Source organism: Bacteroides xylanisolvens (assembly GCF_018289135.1).
Lineage (GTDB): Bacteria > Bacteroidota > Bacteroidia > Bacteroidales > Bacteroidaceae > Bacteroides > Bacteroides xylanisolvens.
In genome coordinates this window covers 4,602,062-4,620,077 of the sequence record NZ_CP072216.1, presented here as the reverse complement: position 1 = coordinate 4,620,077, position 18,016 = coordinate 4,602,062, and the positions used below count along the sequence as shown (strand labels likewise).

Genomic DNA, 18,016 nt, shown 5'->3' with positions numbered 1-18,016 from the left:
AGAGGGTTGCTTGAAACCTTGATACGCAAATCACCGCAGAATGGCGCAAAAAACACACGGGATGAAAAACTTTCAGCCTGTTAGGGAGTATAACAACAAAAATTCCCGAAGAAACAACCGTTATAGAGGGGTACTTCTTCGGGATTGTCGCATTCGTATGAATGAATGGCAATGCGCCTATTCAAACACTCGTGTAAATGAATTGTCGGCAATGGGAATACGCATCGGTTTCATTACTTCATGTCGTCATATCAATATACTTTATGCTTGATATTTAGATATTTCCATTCTATTGCCCAGCGAAAAGAAGATGCTTGTTTTCTCTTTTCGCAAGTACAGCCTTTCAAGTATGGCATTGCGTACTCGTTTCGCTCCGTATGAACGGATGCGGAAAGCAAGGGCGACAACCATTTCAAGGCTGTAAACATCCATACTGATTTTGTCCGATAGGTGGATATACCGTTGCGCTTCATGCACTTTCAGTATTCCGCTTTTATAGACTGCTTTGATTGCTGCACGGACGGTTGGGGCAATAACCCCGAACAGGCAGACAAGTTCCGCTTCGCTCATCCATACCGTTTCACTCGGTATAGTTATCGTACCGTGTTCTGTGATTTTGATGATATTCCTTTTCATTGTCCTGCCATTGATATATTGTTAAACGATTGGTTCAGTCTGTTGCCGAGCATGGTAAGGTCGTTATCCAATTTCTGTGTTGTGATTTTGGCGTAGATTTGGGTCGTGACTATGTTCGTATGCCCCAAAACACGGCTCACGCTTTCAATCGGCATACCCATACTCAAAGCAAGGGTTGCGAACCCATGTCTTGAGCAATGGAACGAGATGTCTTTTGTTATCCCGCACTCTTTCATCACCTTTTTCAGCGGTTTGCAGATAGACCAGTAGTTGAGATTGGGGAACACGAGATTATCTACCTGCAAGGGGCGGTAACGCTCTATTATCTGCAAGGGTATATCCAGCAGTTTCACTTGGAACGGCACTTTCGTCTTGTGCCGTTTCGATAATATCCACTTCTCACCGTTCACTTCCACGATGTTGTCATTGGTCAGTTCCTTGATGTCCACGAAAGAGAGGGCGGTGAAGCTGGCGAAGACGAAAATATCACGGATATAGGACAGCTTTGCATCCCCGAACTCGTGCGTCATCAACGCTTTCAGCTCGTCTTCCGTCAGGTATTCACGTTCCTTCACATTCGGGCTGATATGGAACTGGGCAAACGGATTTCTCGGTATCAGTCCGTTGAAGTGCGCACGCATGACAACGCCTTTCAGCCACATGCACTTTTCCCATATCGTCCCATTGTGCAGTCCTGCTTCTGTTGAGAGGTAGGCTGCGAACTCCTTGATGAAGTCGGGCGTAATCTCCAGCATGGACATATCCGTCCGTCTGTAGAAAGACTTGATGAACGCTGCCACATGGTTTCTCGCCCTCACTCGTGAGTGGTAGGTTGCCATTACCCTGTCTTTGCCGACACGCTTCTTGAACATCTCGTTTTCACGGTCGAATGCTTTGAGTAGTGTCTCGTACTCGCTACCGATACCCTGATAGGCATTACGCACCATTTCTGCCGTAACGAACGCTTCACGGTCGGACAGGCGTTGGTAGTGCTTGATGATTTGCGCCTTGATGTTGTCCAAAGCGAGGTTGATGTCCCGTGCCTCCTTGCTCTTGCCTTTGGCTCGGTTGCCCTTGATGTCCCAAAGCGCTTTCGGGACACTCTGCTTGCAACTGAACTGCGCCACAGTCCCGTTGATTGTCACTCGTCCCATGATGGGGACAATGCCGTTTCTCTCCTTGCTGCCGTTCACGTAGAACAGCACTTTGAATGTACTTCTTGCCATACTCGTTTTTTTGTTTGCAAAGTTATTACTCAACGAGTTAGACCTTGATAAGCAAATCGGTGCAGAACGGCGCAATCATTGCAGGGAGCGTTAAAAATGCATCCCGTTTCGGGTAACGATTTGAAAACCGTTCTGCTTCATAGAACTGCTTTTCTTTGCGTTTCCCGTTTTTTGCGGTTGGCTTCATTTGGCACTGTAAACGCTTTAATGATAACCATTTCAGTGACATTTCAACCTCTTTCCTCGGTTATTCCAAAGATTTGTAGTAACTTTGCTATACCATATTTATTAAACGCTTTATTATCCGAATTCATAATTTCACAAAGGTTGATAATGCGTTCCAACGAATCTGCTTGTGGGAATTGAATTTGTGGTTCTTTGACAACTGGAATACGCTTTGGTATCTCAAGTATATCCTGTAAGGTTATCACATCGTTCTCAATACGATATTTTTTATATTGCACTCTCTTTAGGGAATTATAATTACCTATTTCTTCAAAAGCATATTCAAATAAATAATATGTACCATTACTATACAATAAAAATACAGGTCTGATAGGCTTAGTTATCTTATTAGTCCATAATCTAAAGGGATAGTAAAGTTGGCGTACCAAAAAATCTGTAGAAAGAGAACTTTTAGCTTCAATCAAACACAAAGAATTTGTTCCTTCATAACCTCCATCAATCTCTATCTGTGAGTTACTTACATCCACTAAAAGAGAAGTATCTTCACCTGACAAACAATTGACACTAAATGAGAAACTTCCAGCTCCCATTCGCCCATTTACCGTAGGCAACAAGGTCGGTTCATTCAAGAAATCCCTGAGAATATCCGAAACATATATGCTATTAATAGCCGTAGCCTCACTTGTGATATTATTAAAATCAATAGACTCAATAAATGCAGGTGAAGAAACAGGCATACTATCTGTACTATCAAAGACTTTCTCTCTATCAGATAATGCAAAATCATGATACAAGTCCATTGCACCAATAATATAGCTTCCTCGTGTAATTGGCAAAATAGACAAAGAATTATCTATAAATATCTGGGGTCTATTGACACTATGATCGTGTTTAGTCATCAAACGAGGCTCCCAAAATTCTTTAATTTGTTGTGCTGTTATAATATACTTTCCTTCATCTTTTATAGTTTGCAGAATAGGATATTTATTAAAAATTTTCGTCCAATTAGTGTCTATCTTACTTGCATTATTCATAATTTCTTATTAATACTTCAGAGACCTGTCCCCTCTTTTCAGCATCTGAATTGATGGATCGAATGGCCTTTATTTCAGTTATGTTATATTTCTTATATAAATCAAGAATCAAATCAGTACATGAGTTTGATAAGAGAAACTTTGCCTTCTTTGCATGCAGCCAATCACAAACATTTCTCAACCGTTCTTGTTCTGTACGATCAAATCCTCCCTGAGTATATCCCGTAAATGAAGAACTGTTTGATAACGGATCATAAGGAGGATCGAGATAAACGAAATCACCTTTAGAAACGTTATGTAAAGCCTCCTCGAAATCACCATTCATTATTAAGACATTGGAATTATTCAAATATAAGGAGACAGCTTTTATAGTTATCTCATTGACTATATTAGGATTCTTATATCTACCAAAAGGAGTATTAAATTCCCCAGAGCTATTCACTCGAAATAAACCATTATAACAAGTTTTATTTAGAAATATAATTCGCGAAGCTCTTTCTATGTTTGTTAATGCCGAAAATTTCTCTCTATCTCTATCCAGACTCCGAATCTCATAAAAATAGTCTGCTTCATTTTTATGTTTTTTCAAATCCGCTATCAGTTCTAATGGATTTTCTTTTATTACAGTATAAAGGTTTATTAATTCAGCATTAAAATCATTGATAATGGCATTTTTTGGCTGTATATGAAAAAGTAACGCTCCTCCACCAATAAAAGGCTCGTAGTAAGTTGCAAATTTTGAAGGCAAATACTTTTCAATTTCTGAAAGTATCTGCCTCTTTCCTCCAACCCACTTTACAAAGGGAACTACAAGTTTATTAGTTCTTCTTGATGACATACAACTGCAATTTGTAGCAAAGATAGATAATCCATTTGAAACTTGGAGAGTTTTAATCTTTTTATTTCTGAATCGTATAATATGATTTCCATAGTAACATATAAAGAGGATATACCTAATGGATATATCCCCTCTATCTAATTCATCCGTAGATTAATAGTTTTCCTTCTTCACCTCGAAATAAGCCTGTGGATGCAGACATGCCGGGCAAACTTCAGGAGCTTCCTTACCGATTTCAATGTAACCGCAGTTACGGCATTGCCATACCACTTCGCCTTCTTTAGCGAATACAGTCATATTTTCGATGTTATTTACGAAGGCAAGATATCTTTCTTCGTGACCTTTTTCTGCGATGGAGATATTGCGGTACATAGCAGCAATCATCGGGAAACCTTCCTGTTCTGCCACGTCGGCAAAGTGAGGATAATCCAGTGACCATTCTTCATGTTCACCCGCTGCGGCAGCGCGAAGATTTTCAAGTGTATTACCAATTACACCGGCCGGATAGCTGGCAGTGATTTCTACCATACCGCCTTCGAGGAACTTAAACATACGTTTTGCATGTTCTTTTTCCTGATCGGCAGTTTCAGTGAAAATAGCCGCAATTTGTTCGTAGCCTTCTTTTTTAGCTGCACTTGCGAAATAAGTGTAACGCATTCTAGCCTGTGATTCTCCTGCGAATGAAGTCAACAGATTTTTCTCTGTTTGAGTTCCTTTAATACTCTTAGCCATAATTCTATATATATTTTAAATTGGTTGATTACCAAACGTAACTTGTCGTACTATTTATAACGCAAATATAAACGATTTGTTCACAATAAACCACCTTTTCTTAATGAATAAAAACTATCACCTCATTGATGAAATCTATCAACAGACAAATAGTATGTTCAAAAACATACTTATTTCGATTATTTTATCTAATTTTGCAACCTCTACTTTGCAAAAAAGTACAGAGTACACGTATAATAACATCTAAAAATGAAGCTATTTGAATTTAAACCCAAACTGGTTTCTTGTCTAAAGAATTATTCGAAAGAAACGTTTATGGCGGACCTGATGGCCGGCATCATCGTAGGTATCGTAGCGCTTCCACTGGCTATCGCTTTCGGTATCGCTTCGGGAGTTTCGCCCGAAAAAGGTATTATCACCGCTATCATTGCGGGATTCATCATTTCCCTGTTGGGAGGCAGCAAAGTCCAGATCGGCGGTCCTACGGGAGCATTTATCGTCATTATCTATGGCATCATACAACAATACGGCGAGGCCGGACTGATTGTAGCCACGCTAATGGCGGGCGTACTCCTTGTATTATTAGGAGTGTTCAAGCTGGGAGCTGTCATCAAATTCATTCCTTATCCTATCATCGTCGGATTTACCAGCGGTATCGCCGTCACTATTTTCACGACCCAGATTGCCGATATTTTCGGTTTATCTTTCGGAGACGAGAAAGTGCCGGGAGACTTCGTCGGGAAGTGGCTGATTTATTTCCGACACTTCGACACGATCAACTGGTGGAATACCATCGTTAGTATTGTCAGCATTATTATTATCGCCATCACTCCGAAGTTCTCAAAGAAAATTCCCGGCTCGCTGATTGCCATCATCGTAGTCACGGTAGCCGTTTACCTGATGAAAACTTTCGGAGGGATCGACTGCATCCAGACAATCGGCGACCGCTTCACCATCAAATCGGAGTTGCCCGATGCCGTTGTGCCTGCGTTGGATTGGGAAGCTATCAGGGAACTGTTTCCGGTGGCTATCACCATTGCCGTATTGGGAGCTATCGAGTCGCTGCTGTCTGCCACGGTAGCCGACGGTGTGATAGGCGACCGCCACGATTCCAATACAGAACTGATTGCACAGGGAGCTGCCAATATCATAGCTCCTCTGTTCGGAGGTATTCCTGCCACCGGAGCCATCGCCCGTACCATGACGAATATCAACAACGGGGGTAAGACACCGATAGCCGGAATCATCCATGCAGTAGTATTGCTGTTGATTCTGCTCTTCCTGATGCCACTCGCACAATATATCCCGATGGCATGCCTTGCCGGAGTACTGGTCATCGTATCTTACAACATGAGCGGATGGCGTGTATTCAGAGCTTTACTGAAGAATCCGAAATCGGACGTTACCGTACTGCTTATCACGTTCTTCCTGACCGTTATCTTCGACCTGACCGTCGCTATCGAGGTAGGATTGGTGATTGCTTGCGTCCTCTTTATGAAACGTGTCATGGAGACTACCGAAATCTCGGTGATTACCGATGAGATTGACCCGAATAAAGAATCGGATATTACCGTACACGAAGAAAACCTGATGATTCCCAAAGGTATAGAGGTATACGAAATCAACGGCCCTTATTTCTTCGGCATCGCTACCAAGTTTGAAGAAACAATGACACAACTGGGAGACCGCCCAAAAGTACGTATCATCCGTATGCGCAAGGTTCCGTTCATCGACTCCACAGGTATTCATAACCTGACTGCTCTCTGCGAAATGTCGCAGAAGGAAAAGACTACCATTATTCTTTCGGGAGTCAACGATAACGTGCATAATGTACTGGAAAAAGCCGGATTCTACGAGTTGCTGGGAAAAGAGAATATCTGTCCGAATATCAACGTAGCATTGGAAAGAGCAAAAAGTCTGGTAGAATAACGCTAATTATCAACTACTTACAGGAGCTATATACCGTGCATGTTGGACATATAGATCCAATGTGTATGGCATATATGACCTGCGTGTTGGATCTATATGTCCAACACGCAAGCTATATATAGTCTATTTAATCAATCGCCACCTTACTAGACTTAAAAAATAATCCGCGCTTATGCGCCGCCCTCCACACCTGCCTGGCTTGTCTTACTCCAGCATCACTTCATCAAAAAAGATTCTCGATGTCTGTCCCGGTCTCACATGAGATGCAGGACAAACTCCCGGACCTTTGGCGGTCACACGTACATAACGGGCCTGTGTGCCTCCCAGTTTCAATGACAGGTTTTCTATAAAATTCCCTTCACGGAAAATCTCTTCAGACGTGAAGCTCTGCACAACGGCTTCGCGGAACTTGGAGTTATCATCCGAAACTTCCACCCTCACGGATGCCGGTTTATGGATAGCCATTCCATTGTTCGTGATGCATCCCAATGTCAACGTGTTCAGCATTTCCGGCTTCAGCAAGTCAATCGTAAAAGAGACAGAGTCATTGTCCGCCCATGAGCACCACTCGAAATCCGAATATTTCAGGCTTCCGCGTATTCCATTCGTCAGGAGCTTTTCAGTCGGATTGGTTCCCAGTACAGGTTTGGCGGTAGCCAGGTTCCATCGGACAGGAAGTATCAATGTCTTTCCCATCTGTCTGCCGTACGCAAAAGTTGCACCTTTTAGGGTAAGCGCCTCTTTTACAGGCACTATTTTTTCGTAGAGCGGTGAAGTTGCCGTAGGTTCGCTGCCGTCCGTCGTATAATGTATCTCCATATCAGGACGGATACATTCCAGTTTCACTTCAAGCATTCCATCGTTTGGAGTTACCGTATGCTGGATGTTGTACATTGAACGGGCGTAAACGATGCCTTTAGCTGTCAGATGCTCATTATAGGCATCCAGTCCTTTCAAAAACGCAGTCCAGTCCTTGTGTTCGGGCTGTGTCCATGCCACTTCCGCCAGGGCGGCAAGACGGGGGAACACTAAATAATCGACATCTTCCGGCTTATTGCAGAACTCCGTCCACATAGATGCCTGTACGCCCTTTAACAAAGAAGCATATTCCGGTTTCCAGTCCGCTTGCACAGGTTCGTAATCGTAGATGTCTTTCAGCGTGTTATTTCCGAAATAGGTCTGGGGTTCGAACCATTGCGGGCCTTGATAACGAATCAGATACAAGATGCGGGCAGGGGTCATAATGAACTGATGTCCTTTTTCCGCGGCTTTCAAAGCAGCCGTACCGAGTCCGCGCCAGCCTTGGATGATAACACCTTCCGGCAGGAAACTGCTATTTGTCAGTTCATCCCAACCTATCACTTCGCGTCCTTTGCTGCGTACATAGTCGCTCATCCGTTTCATAAAGTAACCTTGCAGGTCTTCTTCGTTGGCAAGGTGCTCTTTCTTTATCCGCTGCTGGCAAAGCGGGCATTTTTTCCAGTACCCTTTCTGCGCCTCATCTCCTCCCAGATGAATATATCGCGAAGGGAAGATTGCCATCACTTCATCTAAAACATCTTGCAAGAATGTAAAAGCACTATCGTTTCCGGCACAATAAATCACTCCTGAATTACTTCCGCCCAAACCTGGAATTACTCCGATGTAACTGTCTACTACGGGGCAGGCCAGTTGCGGATAGGCAGCCAGTGCAGCGTTGCTGTGAGCCGGCATATCTATTTCGGGGATAATTTCTATCTGGCGGTCGGCAGCATAGGAGACCATTTCTTTAATATCTTCCTGTGTATAAAATCCACCGATAGGAGTGGGTTCACCCGGTTCGGCGTTACGGCGGAAATAGAAGGGAACGTCCATGCGGTTCACTCTCCATGCTCCCACTTCCGTCAGGCGGGGATATTTCTTGATTTCCAATCGCCAGCCGTTATCGTCCGTGAGATGGAAATGAAGCGTATTAATTTTGAGCATGCCCATACAGTCGATGATACGCAACACGTTTTCCTTGGGGATGAAGAAACGGGCGGCATCCAGCATCAATGCCCGATAGCCGAAGCGTGGCTCATCCTGAATGGTTACTGCGGGGATACTCCATCGGATATTCTTAGCCTGTTGATTGCCTTCAACAGCCGACGGCAACAATAGGCGGATGGTCTGTAATGCATAGAAAAAGCCTTTTATATCCGATGCCTTTACCTGAATCTGTTCCGGAGTAACTGCCAACTGATAGGCTTCGCTTTTTAAAGAAGAGTCGGTTGTAAAGCAGACATGGCTCTTCTCACTGCCACCTATTGCCAACTGTGAGGTGATCCCCGAGCTTCTCTTCAATAAGTTTATAAAGTTGCGGACGATGACAGCCTGCTCATGGTTCTCTACCGAAAACAGCGTTTGAGAAGAGAAGGTAAAGTTGCCCTCTCCCGGCACGACCTGCGCCGGACGGGGAACTATTGAAATAGGGGGAGATGTCAAGTTGGCGGCATGCATACTAATCAAAGACGTCAATAGCACGAGAATAATTAAGATTTCTTTCTTCATGGTAATAAAACTTTTAAGAGTGAAAATGTCGAAAGAGATGCATAAACACCTGACTTCCGACATTTTATCAATTAATCTATTGAAAGCAGAACACTATATTAGTAGAATAATTGACCTGCATTTGCCCAGTATGTCACACCTTCGTCCGAATACGTGCTATTCGTATAAAAACGAATCCAATCAATTTCCATCATAGGTGTATTCGGATCGGTCTTAGGTTCGGAAATAGCCTTCAATACACTATCCCATCCGTCCGGACGATTGTCTGCCGGAGCAAAAAGGAAATCCAAAGCCAAGCCATCTGCAGGAGCAAAACCCCAAGAACTTGTCGAAGGGACATCTACATTCGTACTTCCATTGATTCCTACTTTTATTCCATCTGTAGTCAATTCTACCCAATAAATATTATAATCACCAATTTTGGGGAGTGGGCTTGTTTTAGTACCATCTTCCATTGTCGAGAAAACACCTTGTGTCACCAAGTTTCCTTTCGTATTTCTAAGAATATCGATTCTCTGTATTTGTTTATCAAATACGCCCCCAGGTGCATCTCTAAGCTCAATGACCGGAACAATACCCGTACGATCTCCCGTCACACGCACTCTCATTTCTATACGCATTCCCGGATTGATGTGTATAAAACGGGTAGAAGCACCTGAACCGCCTCTTCCAATATATACAGCAGCCGAACCGTAATCTCTACTCGCACCAAGTCCGTCTCCCGGTGTGGAACCAGCTTGTACCCACAATTGATAAGTACCGTCTTCTGTTACATTAGAACATTTATCGCGATTAGCAGCAAACACATCTTGTATTGATTTAGTTGGAATATAATTAAAAGACCAATGCCTATAGTTACCAAACGACGTATTCGGCTTCGTCGGCATACTCCACCCGAAAGAGCTTTGTATAAAATGGAACTCTACGCCACTCCAGAATTTCCATCCTTCCTCTGCTAATTTCTGGTTGGGATGCGAAGTTAACGAAGCATAATCAGTTCCAGGTTTAGCACCCGTTTTTCCGGTTATTTCTACAGACGAGCTTCTGTCACTCCCCCACCAAGCATCGAATTTGCTTTTATTGCCTTTAGATACAAATGGATATTCCGGATGTTCATACACCAAGGTCGGATCATACATATCCGGATTGGCAAGAGATTCGAGGTCAGTCATCATAATTACTAATTTATCAGACTTCATCGGATTAGCTTCAGAGTTTGAAGTGAAATTCAATGTCAACTCCTTGTCTCCTGTCTTCGCTCCATCCATAACTAAAGATATAGGGTCAGTTTTTGCGTTCAGCGCTCCTGCAGGAATAGTCAGTTCACTGGGCAAATTTTCAAAAGAGCTCTCATCCTCCGCTTTTGCGCTGATACTTACCACAATAGGTATTGCCCTCGGTTTATCCAGACTGGCTACCAACACAAATTTATCACCTTCCGTTACTATATTGTCCGCATTGCCTTGTATTGCCATATTTACCCGATAGTAATCGGACACTTTCATAGGAAAACTAGGGTTACCAATCTCGTATCCGCGGGAAAAAGCTACAAAATTAAAGTTTTTACTTCCTTCCAATCCAGTTTCTTTCAGAGGGAACTCAACACGAATACTCTTCTCACCTTTCGGAAAAGTAACGATGTTATGAAAATCTTTGAATACGCCGGACACATCCTCCGTACCAGTTTTAGCGGTAAAATAAATATCAAAATCTTCGTTAGCCAAAACCTCGCTTCCATCCTTATCCGGATTAATATCCAAATCGACAACTAACTTTTCGCCCATTACAAAAGTCGTATTATTGACAGTCATCGTAAAAGGAACAGCTTGTGGTAAAGGCAAATACTTAGTTTCATCTTCACATCCCATCAAGCATACACCCAATAGAGATATTGAAAATAGTTTGTAGAATATATTCTTCATGTTTTTTTCTTTATAATTATCAATGAACTTAAGTTGATGCTTCTCAATTTTTGCGCCACCCCGGATTCTGTGTCAGTTCTTTATTCAATGATATCTCGCTCGGTGGAATCGGAAGTAGATAATCACGTCCCGCATCAAACTGGAACCCACGTGGAAGAACATTTTTCAGTGGATCCAAGTAATCGTTATTGTCTACCAGAATTTGAGCCAATTCTTCATTCTTCGGATCAATTGATTTATATAAAACGCTGCCGGCTCCAAAGTAAGCGCCTCCGCCACGTTTCCCCTGGAATAACTTATGTGCTCTCCAACGCATCAAATCATCCAAACGCATTCCCTGCAATGGCAGTTCAGAGCGTCTTTCCCGACGGATTTCTTGCAGATTGGCAGAAATTGTATAACCAAAATCAGGGAAATTGGGATCAATAGCTGATGGAGCGAGATAAGTGACTCCGGCCCGTTCGCGTAATGGCTTTATAGTCTTCTCCAAAACAGCAGCGTCACATTTTCCCAATTCTTCCGCAGCTTCTGCATAAGCCAGCAAGGCTTCTGCATAACGAATCATTGGAGTGGCAGTTTCTCCCTGCCCACTTACGAATGTAGTATCAATTCCCATACGGATATGATAGCCGGTAGTATTACTCTGATTTCCGGTACTTACAATTTGAGGAGGATTGATTAAATCTTTATCTTCCTCTGAATAAGCCTTCACCAGCATTTTCTTAGCTCCTTTCACTGTCATCGATTTGTATTTACAGTCCGAATGCATTACAGTGGCCAGCAACCGACCATCCCTATCCTTAAAAGATTCATTGAAATCTTTAAATTTTGCGGCTGTGGGATCAATAAAGTTGCCATCCACACTTAAATAATTATCTACTAATGATTGAGAAAGTCCGGCTGGTCCTTCAGCATCACACATTCCACTGGATAAATTCGTATTTAAACTGTGAACCAAGTTGTCGGCAATTGAATATTTCTTCCAAAACAACACTTCCTGAGTAGCCGACAAATCTTTTGAATTGAACAGGTTTCCATACGCATCATCAATATTCTTCACTGATTTATCATTCTCTTTTGTGTTTAATGTAATACCCATTTGAAACAATTCATCCCCCAAAGTAAGTACTTGCTGCAAAAAATCATCTGATTTATACTCGGCAGCGGCAAAGTCAGTACCTTTATGATATTTCTCCCACGTACCTTCAAAGAGTGCCACTCTCATCGCCATAACCATAGCAGCTTCTTTACAAATACGCAATCCCTGATATTTGCTGCGGGAATATAGCAACTCTTTAGCTGCCTTCAAATCATCAAGAATGAATTGTGCCACTGCCGAACGATCACGTGCCGGAATCTGTAACCCGCCAACGGTAGCGTTTCCATCCCAAAACTTGTCCATCACAGGAATACTGCCGAATTTAGTCAACAAGTAATAGTGCCAATATGCACGAAAGAAATAGGCTTCTCCTTTCAGAGATAATACTTCCGCTGTTTCTTCAGCTGCCGGTACTTTATAATATTCTAAGAAGTAATTGACACTACGTAGATTCTGGTATCCTTTCTGCCATTCTGTTACGCCTCCGATAGATTCTTGCAACTCCCCGTTCATACGCCTGTCATACACCATGGCTACCATATTATCACTATTCTTTTCTTCTCCCATTATTCCCATGCCATAGGCACCTGCAGAAGGAAGAGCAATATACAAACCATTGACATAATTAGTCACGGCACTTTGATTCGTCAAGAATGTCTCGCTACTGGGCACCACCAAAGGCACTTTATCCAGAAAGTCAGAACAGGAAGTCAATAAAGTACCGGCTAAAGCTACTGCTAATAAATATATTTTTTTCATCATTATCCTCTATTTAAAAAGTAAAATCAAGTCCGAATACAAAATTCCGGTTTAGCGGATACACCATACCATTACCATTAGATACGACCGGTGAGGTTAGACCCGGAGCCTCTGTAGTAGTACCTCCAGCCATTCCGTTCACCTGATTAAGCGTTTCCGGATCAAACTGTTTTGGCAATTTTGTTACAGTAAACAGGTTATCGCATGCTACATACAATTTCAGTCGACTAATACCGATATGTTTTAGCAACTTCTTATCGAAATTATATGATACAGTCAGGTTCTTCATACGCATATAAGCTGCATTCAATAAATAGCGAGTTGAATTATACCCTGTATTTACATAAAAGTCCTGATTATTTTTCCAGCTAGTCAGACGAGGCAAAAAGCCATTCGGAGTCTCCGGGCTGAAATAATCCAGATGCTCCTTGAAGTTATAGCTACCTGCACTAAACATATAGCTACTTCCCGAAATCGGGAAATCCCTTTTTGCCACTCCTTGCAATAAAGTAGATACTTCAAAACCCTTATATCCCACATTCAAATTGATACCGAACGAATATTTGGGAGTTGTATTACCAATAATCTTCAAGTCACCATGATTGTATATCGTACCGTCACCACCATCTATTTTCCCATCATTATTGGAATCTATATATTTCAAATCTCCACGACGCCACATGTCATCCGGCTTGAGCGCACTCATATCCACCTTTCGCAAGTAATCATCAATCTCACGGTTTGTCATGAAAAGGTCGTCAGCCTGATACCCCCAAATCTCACCAAGATCCATCCCTTCATAATATCCTTTATTAGGACCATACCCGGTGTGATTATTGTAAATGGTTCCATCTGGATTATTATATTTGGTAACGACAGCCTTATAGCTAAACACATTGAATCCTACGCCATAACTAAATCCACATTTCAGCTGATCATGCCAGTTCACCGAAAGCTCCCATCCGCGGTTACGCAATGTAGCATTATTTATTTTAGAGCGGTTTTCGGAAGCTATACCACTAATATCGGGAATAGCTTCGGCCGGACCAATCATATCCCTTGTCATGCGCTGGTATATATTTGCTTCTAAAGAAAGCCGATTGTCGAACAGCATCAAATCAAGTCCCAAGTTTGCATTATCCACTTTTTCCCATGTAATAAACGGACTTACCATTTTAGGGGTCTTTGCTATCGTTCCCTTGATAGCACTGGCAGAAGAGGCAGTAGGCAATAACCAACCATTAGATCCCAAAGCATCCAATGACATAGTAGCCAGATAATCGTATAATCCGGCTCCATTCTGATTACCCAGACGACCATAAGACACACGGACTTTCAATTGAGACACCGGAAGTTTCAGCCTCTGGAAGTAATCTGTTCTGGCAATATCATAACCAGCAGAGAATGAAGGGAAAAATCCCCAACGGTTTCCTTTTGCAAAACGTGAAGAGCCATCATAACGCCCGCTGAACTCAAAGAAATATATATTGTCATAATTCCAGTTCAACTTAAGGTAAGCCCCCATTGTAGCCCAATGTGTACGATCTTCTCCGGCTATGACGTTCCCGCTGGCATTTGCAAAAGAAAAGATATCATTACTCATCATTCCATCTTTATACATATACTCATTGGAATCTTCTTTCATTTCCATTTGGAATCCCGCCATTGCCTTGAAAGAATGTTTTCCCCATTGCTGAATATACATACTGGACACATTAGGCGACAAATAATAATTGAACAGACTTCCACGGGCATAAGAACCGAACTTCATTAACTTCCAATCGATATTCGGATAAGAGAATCCTTGCCTGCGTCCAGTAGCATCACCCGGTTTTAGCGTCCCTAAAGGAGTTTCATATTGCGGATTCTCATATAGAATCATATTGTTATTTTCTACATCAAAACGTATCTTCATTTCAGCCGTAACATCCCATCCTTTCATTAGAGTAGCCGTAGCGGATACTGACAAGGCATCTGAAAGCCGATTATTTTCATAATTCGAATTTTGCATGAAAAGCGTTTCGTTCCAGCTGGGAATATTATATTTTGAATCAATCGGCAAATGTGTAACTTGTGACGGACGATGCGAACCTATCTTATTATAAATAATAGACTGGTTGGGCATCGGACGTTTTATCATTTGCAAAGTTATATTATTATTTAGGTTGAATCTCAACCAGTCAGTAGGCTTCGCCTGTAGCTTTGTATTCAGATTATACTTGCTCAAATCATCCTTAACATGATCCAGAAAGCCCTCCTGATAGACATATCCCATACCGATATAGTAGTTTATCTTCTGCGATCCACCCTGTACACTCAAATTATGTGAATGACGAATGGACTTATCCTTGTAATAGTATTTAAACCAATCCGTATTGCCATACTGGGCATAATATGCACTAGCCCAGTCTTCTCCGTTACTAGATACATCTATTCCCGGAAATTCCTCTGAATATGGATTCTGCATGAATCCCTTAATCTTTTCTATAACCGAGTCTGAGATTCTATTAATCCCCGAAGCAGATGCACCGGCATCATACAAAGCATTATTATAATAAGCAAACTCCAAAGAATTCATCATCTGTGGAGTACGGATAGGAGAACTAAAACCAACTGTTCCCGAATAACTTACTTTAGCTTTTTCCGAATTTCCACTTTTAGTTGTAACCAATACCACACCATAGGCGGCACGGGCACCATAAATCGCGGCTGCCGAGGCGTCTTTCAACACACTGATACTAGCAACATCGGCGGGATTCACATTCTGCATACTTTGTTCGATTCCGTCTACCAATACATACGGTTCGCCACCATTGATAGAGCCAACACCACGGATATTGAATTTTATATCCGTACCCAACTCACCTCCTTTAGCTCCTCCCATTGCATCCGATGCGAAATTTAATCCTGCTACATTACCTTGCAAAGCGCTGGTGAGGTCCGTTATGGGACGATTGACGATATCATCTCCTTTCACTACAGATACCGCCGCCGTAATTGTATTTCTCTTTTGCGTATCCATACCGACAACAACAACCTCGTCAAGCACTTCCGTGTTTTCCTTCAATACGAATCGATTGTTTTGTAATTTTGTAATTTTCACATCCAATGGAGTATAGCCAACATAACTTATAGAAAGCGTTTGCCCCGCTTTTCCCTGAACAGAAAAATTTCCGTCCAAATCCGTAATTGTTCCGGTTTTTGCACCTTTCACCATCACACTGGCGCCAATAACAGCTTCTCCCTGTTCGTCCACTACTTGCCCCGTAATCATCTTTTGTTGGGCAATGACCCCTATCGGCAATAAGAATAGGAAAATCAGAAGAAAAACAAGTCGTTCTTGTATCTTCATTAATTTTTCTTTTTTCATAATATTACATTTAATAATTAAGATTACATTTACTTGGGATTATTAATCTCATAAGCAACAAACTCCTCTTGTATCGCTTTCAACAATGATTTTTCATTATTTACCGACACATCGGACCCCCAACTCATTATTCCTCTATAGCCTTCCTCACAAGCATACTTCGCTTTTTTACGAATCGTATTCTGACCATTAAGAGTATACGTTTTGCCATTATACGTAAATTCATCCAAAGCAACATCCGAAAGTCCACCATTTATAAAATCAGAGTAAGAGACTTGTTCTCCATTTACACCGGTAGTCCCGATAAAAGGCACACCGAGAACCAGTTTATCTGCCGGAATCCCGTACTCAACAGCCATTTCTGCATCTTTTACAAATTGCTCGTAAGAATATCGCATCACTGCCGGTCCGTAGCATTGGTAAGACATAAAATCCAAAGCTTCAATCGCATTTTTCGAAATTTTATAAGCAACCGGATGAAGGGATACGGAGAAACATACGTCTTTGCCAAGTATCTGTCTGATTTTCACAATCGTCGCACTGTAGTTAGCATATTCTGTCTCCGTAGTAGGCCATTCAATATCAAGGTCTACTCCATCAAATTCATATTCCTTCAAAACACTCTTCAAATTATTAGCAAATGCGGTACGCGTATTATCAGCACTCATCATTTGCCTCCATTGCCCGCTGCCGAATCCTAATCGTAATTTTCGGCTGTCATTACCTACCTGAGCTGCCAAGGTTTCGCGTATTTTTTTCCAACGGTCCAACCAAGTGTGAGAGTCCTTCCCCGGATTGGTAGAATCATCATATTGCCAATAAGCCAACACTTTTGCTACCATATTCCAATTATCGAATTTTATACCATTCTTCCCACCAGTACCTGCTGCCATACTCCAAAAAGAAGTTTCATCCAAACGGCCTTTGAAGTTTTCACCTATATAAAAATCGGCACGGGCAGTAGGCAATACGATTTCTTTGTCAAGCGTAGAAGACCACGCATCTACAAAAATCCTGAATTGCTTTTTATTGCCATCATAATCTACCGCCAGATAATGCCAAGCTCCCGGAGCCAAACCCTTGGCATCCACATAGGTACCTGCTGTCACTGATGCATTTCCCAACGCCCAGCTCACAGTCTGCTCGTTAGCACCTAATTGTAAGGCAGCCAACACTTTATCTCCACTTGTTTTTTTAAAGATATATGCTCCGGGCACCCACTCATCTATAAATATATAGGTAGCAAAAGTGAAACTTTTATTAAATGTCTCTTCTGTAGAATGCAATAATCCATCTTTTCCATTCATTTTTCCGGTTCCGTCAAATTTTATCACACCGCTACGTCCCTCATAAGTAGCTTCATGCGAAACCCCGCCTGTAAAAGTTGCATCATTTATAGGCAAGTCAAAAGCTATATCTCCATTAGCATAAGGACGCGCAGCCAAATAAATAAGATCATTGCTGACAATCAGATTTTCTACCGGAATACGGTTTAATTCGAAAGGGTCACCACCAATGTATTGACAATTGATTAATGTTTTCTCAGCCGGATCATCCACTCCCGGCTGTCCGGTGATTGCTCCTTCAGGGGGCATTCCACCCGGAACTTCTACCCATTTAGTGTCTTTACAAGCTGTTAGCGATACTAACACGAAAAGACATAAAAAGAATTTGTTTCTCATAAATTTAAGTTATTAAGATTTTCTATTCGCTGACAATAAGAGTCTCCATTAATCAAACAATTGGTTTTTCTCCT

Annotated in this window: 13 protein-coding genes; 2 read left to right on the top strand and 11 right to left on the bottom strand. The window is 42.0% G+C overall.

Features of this window, described 5'->3' with window-relative positions:
• Nucleotides 1–61 precede the first annotated feature (61 nt).
• On the top strand, nucleotides 62–271 hold the full coding sequence (locus tag INE92_RS19240) for a hypothetical protein (RefSeq protein ID WP_211421232.1): 210 nt from the start codon (nucleotides 62–64) through the stop codon (nucleotides 269–271).
• On the opposite strand, the gene INE92_RS19235 is transcribed toward INE92_RS19240, so the two are convergent.
• The 6 genes from INE92_RS19235 to rbr form a co-directional block, all read right to left on the bottom strand.
• The gene (locus INE92_RS19235; RefSeq protein WP_101571561.1) at nucleotides 262–636 is read right to left on the bottom strand and encodes a hypothetical protein; all 375 of its coding nucleotides are present in this window, start codon (nucleotides 634–636) and stop codon (nucleotides 262–264) included. The genes INE92_RS19240 and INE92_RS19235 overlap by 10 nt on opposite strands.
• Nucleotides 633–1,862 carry a site-specific integrase gene (locus tag INE92_RS19230; RefSeq protein ID WP_101571657.1) on the bottom strand — a complete coding sequence of 410 codons (1,230 nt, stop codon included), beginning with the start codon at nucleotides 1,860–1,862 and terminating at the stop codon, nucleotides 633–635. Before INE92_RS19230 ends, INE92_RS19235 begins: the two co-directional genes overlap by 4 nt.
• 37 nt (nucleotides 1,863–1,899) lie before the next feature.
• The gene (locus INE92_RS19225; RefSeq protein ID WP_145996514.1) at nucleotides 1,900–2,091 is read right to left on the bottom strand and encodes a hypothetical protein; all 192 of its coding nucleotides are present in this window, start codon (nucleotides 2,089–2,091) and stop codon (nucleotides 1,900–1,902) included.
• Between the two features lies 1 nt (nucleotide 2,092).
• Nucleotides 2,093–3,082: a type II restriction enzyme gene (locus tag INE92_RS19220; protein WP_233476893.1), complete on the bottom strand. Its 990-nt coding sequence runs from the start codon at nucleotides 3,080–3,082 to the stop codon at nucleotides 2,093–2,095.
• Nucleotides 3,075–3,920 carry a DNA adenine methylase gene (locus INE92_RS19215; protein WP_008641510.1) on the bottom strand — a complete coding sequence of 282 codons (846 nt, stop codon included), beginning with the start codon at nucleotides 3,918–3,920 and terminating at the stop codon, nucleotides 3,075–3,077. The genes INE92_RS19220 and INE92_RS19215 overlap by 8 nt, the downstream gene beginning before the upstream one ends.
• 153 nt (nucleotides 3,921–4,073) lie before the next feature.
• On the bottom strand, nucleotides 4,074–4,652 hold the full coding sequence (rbr, locus tag INE92_RS19210; protein ID WP_004298806.1) for a rubrerythrin: 579 nt from the start codon (nucleotides 4,650–4,652) through the stop codon (nucleotides 4,074–4,076).
• A 249-nt stretch (nucleotides 4,653–4,901) separates the two neighbouring features.
• Between rbr and INE92_RS19205 the strand changes: the two genes are divergently transcribed.
• The gene (locus INE92_RS19205; RefSeq protein ID WP_008641509.1) at nucleotides 4,902–6,581 is read left to right on the top strand and encodes a SulP family inorganic anion transporter; all 1,680 of its coding nucleotides are present in this window, start codon (nucleotides 4,902–4,904) and stop codon (nucleotides 6,579–6,581) included.
• A gap of 204 nt (nucleotides 6,582–6,785) precedes the next feature.
• On the opposite strand, the gene INE92_RS19200 is transcribed toward INE92_RS19205, so the two are convergent.
• The 5 genes from INE92_RS19200 to INE92_RS19180 all read right to left on the bottom strand — a co-directional run bounded on the left by INE92_RS19200 (nucleotide 6,786) and on the right by INE92_RS19180 (nucleotide 17,942).
• Nucleotides 6,786–9,110, bottom strand: coding sequence for a glycoside hydrolase family 20 protein (locus INE92_RS19200; protein ID WP_008770496.1), 2,325 nt, complete (start codon nucleotides 9,108–9,110; stop codon nucleotides 6,786–6,788).
• Nucleotides 9,111–9,208: 98 nt separating this feature from the next.
• Entirely contained in the window at nucleotides 9,209–11,032 is a 1,824-nt protein-coding gene (locus INE92_RS19195; protein WP_008023682.1) for a DUF5006 domain-containing protein, read from the bottom strand.
• A gap of 43 nt (nucleotides 11,033–11,075) precedes the next feature.
• Nucleotides 11,076–12,890, bottom strand: coding sequence for a RagB/SusD family nutrient uptake outer membrane protein (locus INE92_RS19190; RefSeq protein ID WP_008023680.1), 1,815 nt, complete (start codon nucleotides 12,888–12,890; stop codon nucleotides 11,076–11,078).
• Nucleotides 12,891–12,903: 13 nt separating this feature from the next.
• Nucleotides 12,904–16,260, bottom strand: coding sequence for a SusC/RagA family TonB-linked outer membrane protein (locus INE92_RS19185; RefSeq protein ID WP_004312870.1), 3,357 nt, complete (start codon nucleotides 16,258–16,260; stop codon nucleotides 12,904–12,906).
• Between the two features lie 29 nt (nucleotides 16,261–16,289).
• Complete coding sequence (locus tag INE92_RS19180) at nucleotides 16,290–17,942, bottom strand: glycosyl hydrolase family 18 protein (RefSeq protein WP_004312871.1); 1,653 nt, start codon at nucleotides 17,940–17,942, stop codon at nucleotides 16,290–16,292.
• Nucleotides 17,943–18,016: the final 74 nt, after the last annotated feature.

Excerpts from the sequence above, each read along its gene's own strand:
- INE92_RS19200 (WP_008770496.1), bottom strand. The coding sequence starts at position 9,110 with ATGAAGAAAGAAATCTTAATTATTCTCGTGCTATTGACGTCTTTGATT.
- INE92_RS19235 (WP_101571561.1), bottom strand. The coding sequence starts at position 636 with ATGAAAAGGAATATCATCAAAATCACAGAACACGGTACGATAACTATA.
- INE92_RS19195 (WP_008023682.1), bottom strand. The coding sequence starts at position 11,032 with ATGAAGAATATATTCTACAAACTATTTTCAATATCTCTATTGGGTGTA.
- INE92_RS19225 (WP_145996514.1), bottom strand. The coding sequence starts at position 2,091 with ATGTCACTGAAATGGTTATCATTAAAGCGTTTACAGTGCCAAATGAAG.
- INE92_RS19180 (WP_004312871.1), bottom strand. The coding sequence starts at position 17,942 with ATGAGAAACAAATTCTTTTTATGTCTTTTCGTGTTAGTATCGCTAACA.
- INE92_RS19220 (WP_233476893.1), bottom strand. The coding sequence starts at position 3,082 with ATGAATAATGCAAGTAAGATAGACACTAATTGGACGAAAATTTTTAAT.
- INE92_RS19185 (WP_004312870.1), bottom strand. The coding sequence starts at position 16,260 with ATGAAAAAAGAAAAATTAATGAAGATACAAGAACGACTTGTTTTTCTT.
- INE92_RS19240 (WP_211421232.1), top strand. The coding sequence starts at position 62 with ATGAAAAACTTTCAGCCTGTTAGGGAGTATAACAACAAAAATTCCCGA.
- INE92_RS19215 (WP_008641510.1), bottom strand. The coding sequence starts at position 3,920 with ATGTCATCAAGAAGAACTAATAAACTTGTAGTTCCCTTTGTAAAGTGG.
- INE92_RS19190 (WP_008023680.1), bottom strand. The coding sequence starts at position 12,890 with ATGAAAAAAATATATTTATTAGCAGTAGCTTTAGCCGGTACTTTATTG.
- INE92_RS19230 (WP_101571657.1), bottom strand. The coding sequence starts at position 1,862 with ATGGCAAGAAGTACATTCAAAGTGCTGTTCTACGTGAACGGCAGCAAG.
- INE92_RS19205 (WP_008641509.1), top strand. The coding sequence starts at position 4,902 with ATGAAGCTATTTGAATTTAAACCCAAACTGGTTTCTTGTCTAAAGAAT.
- rbr (WP_004298806.1), bottom strand. The coding sequence starts at position 4,652 with ATGGCTAAGAGTATTAAAGGAACTCAAACAGAGAAAAATCTGTTGACT.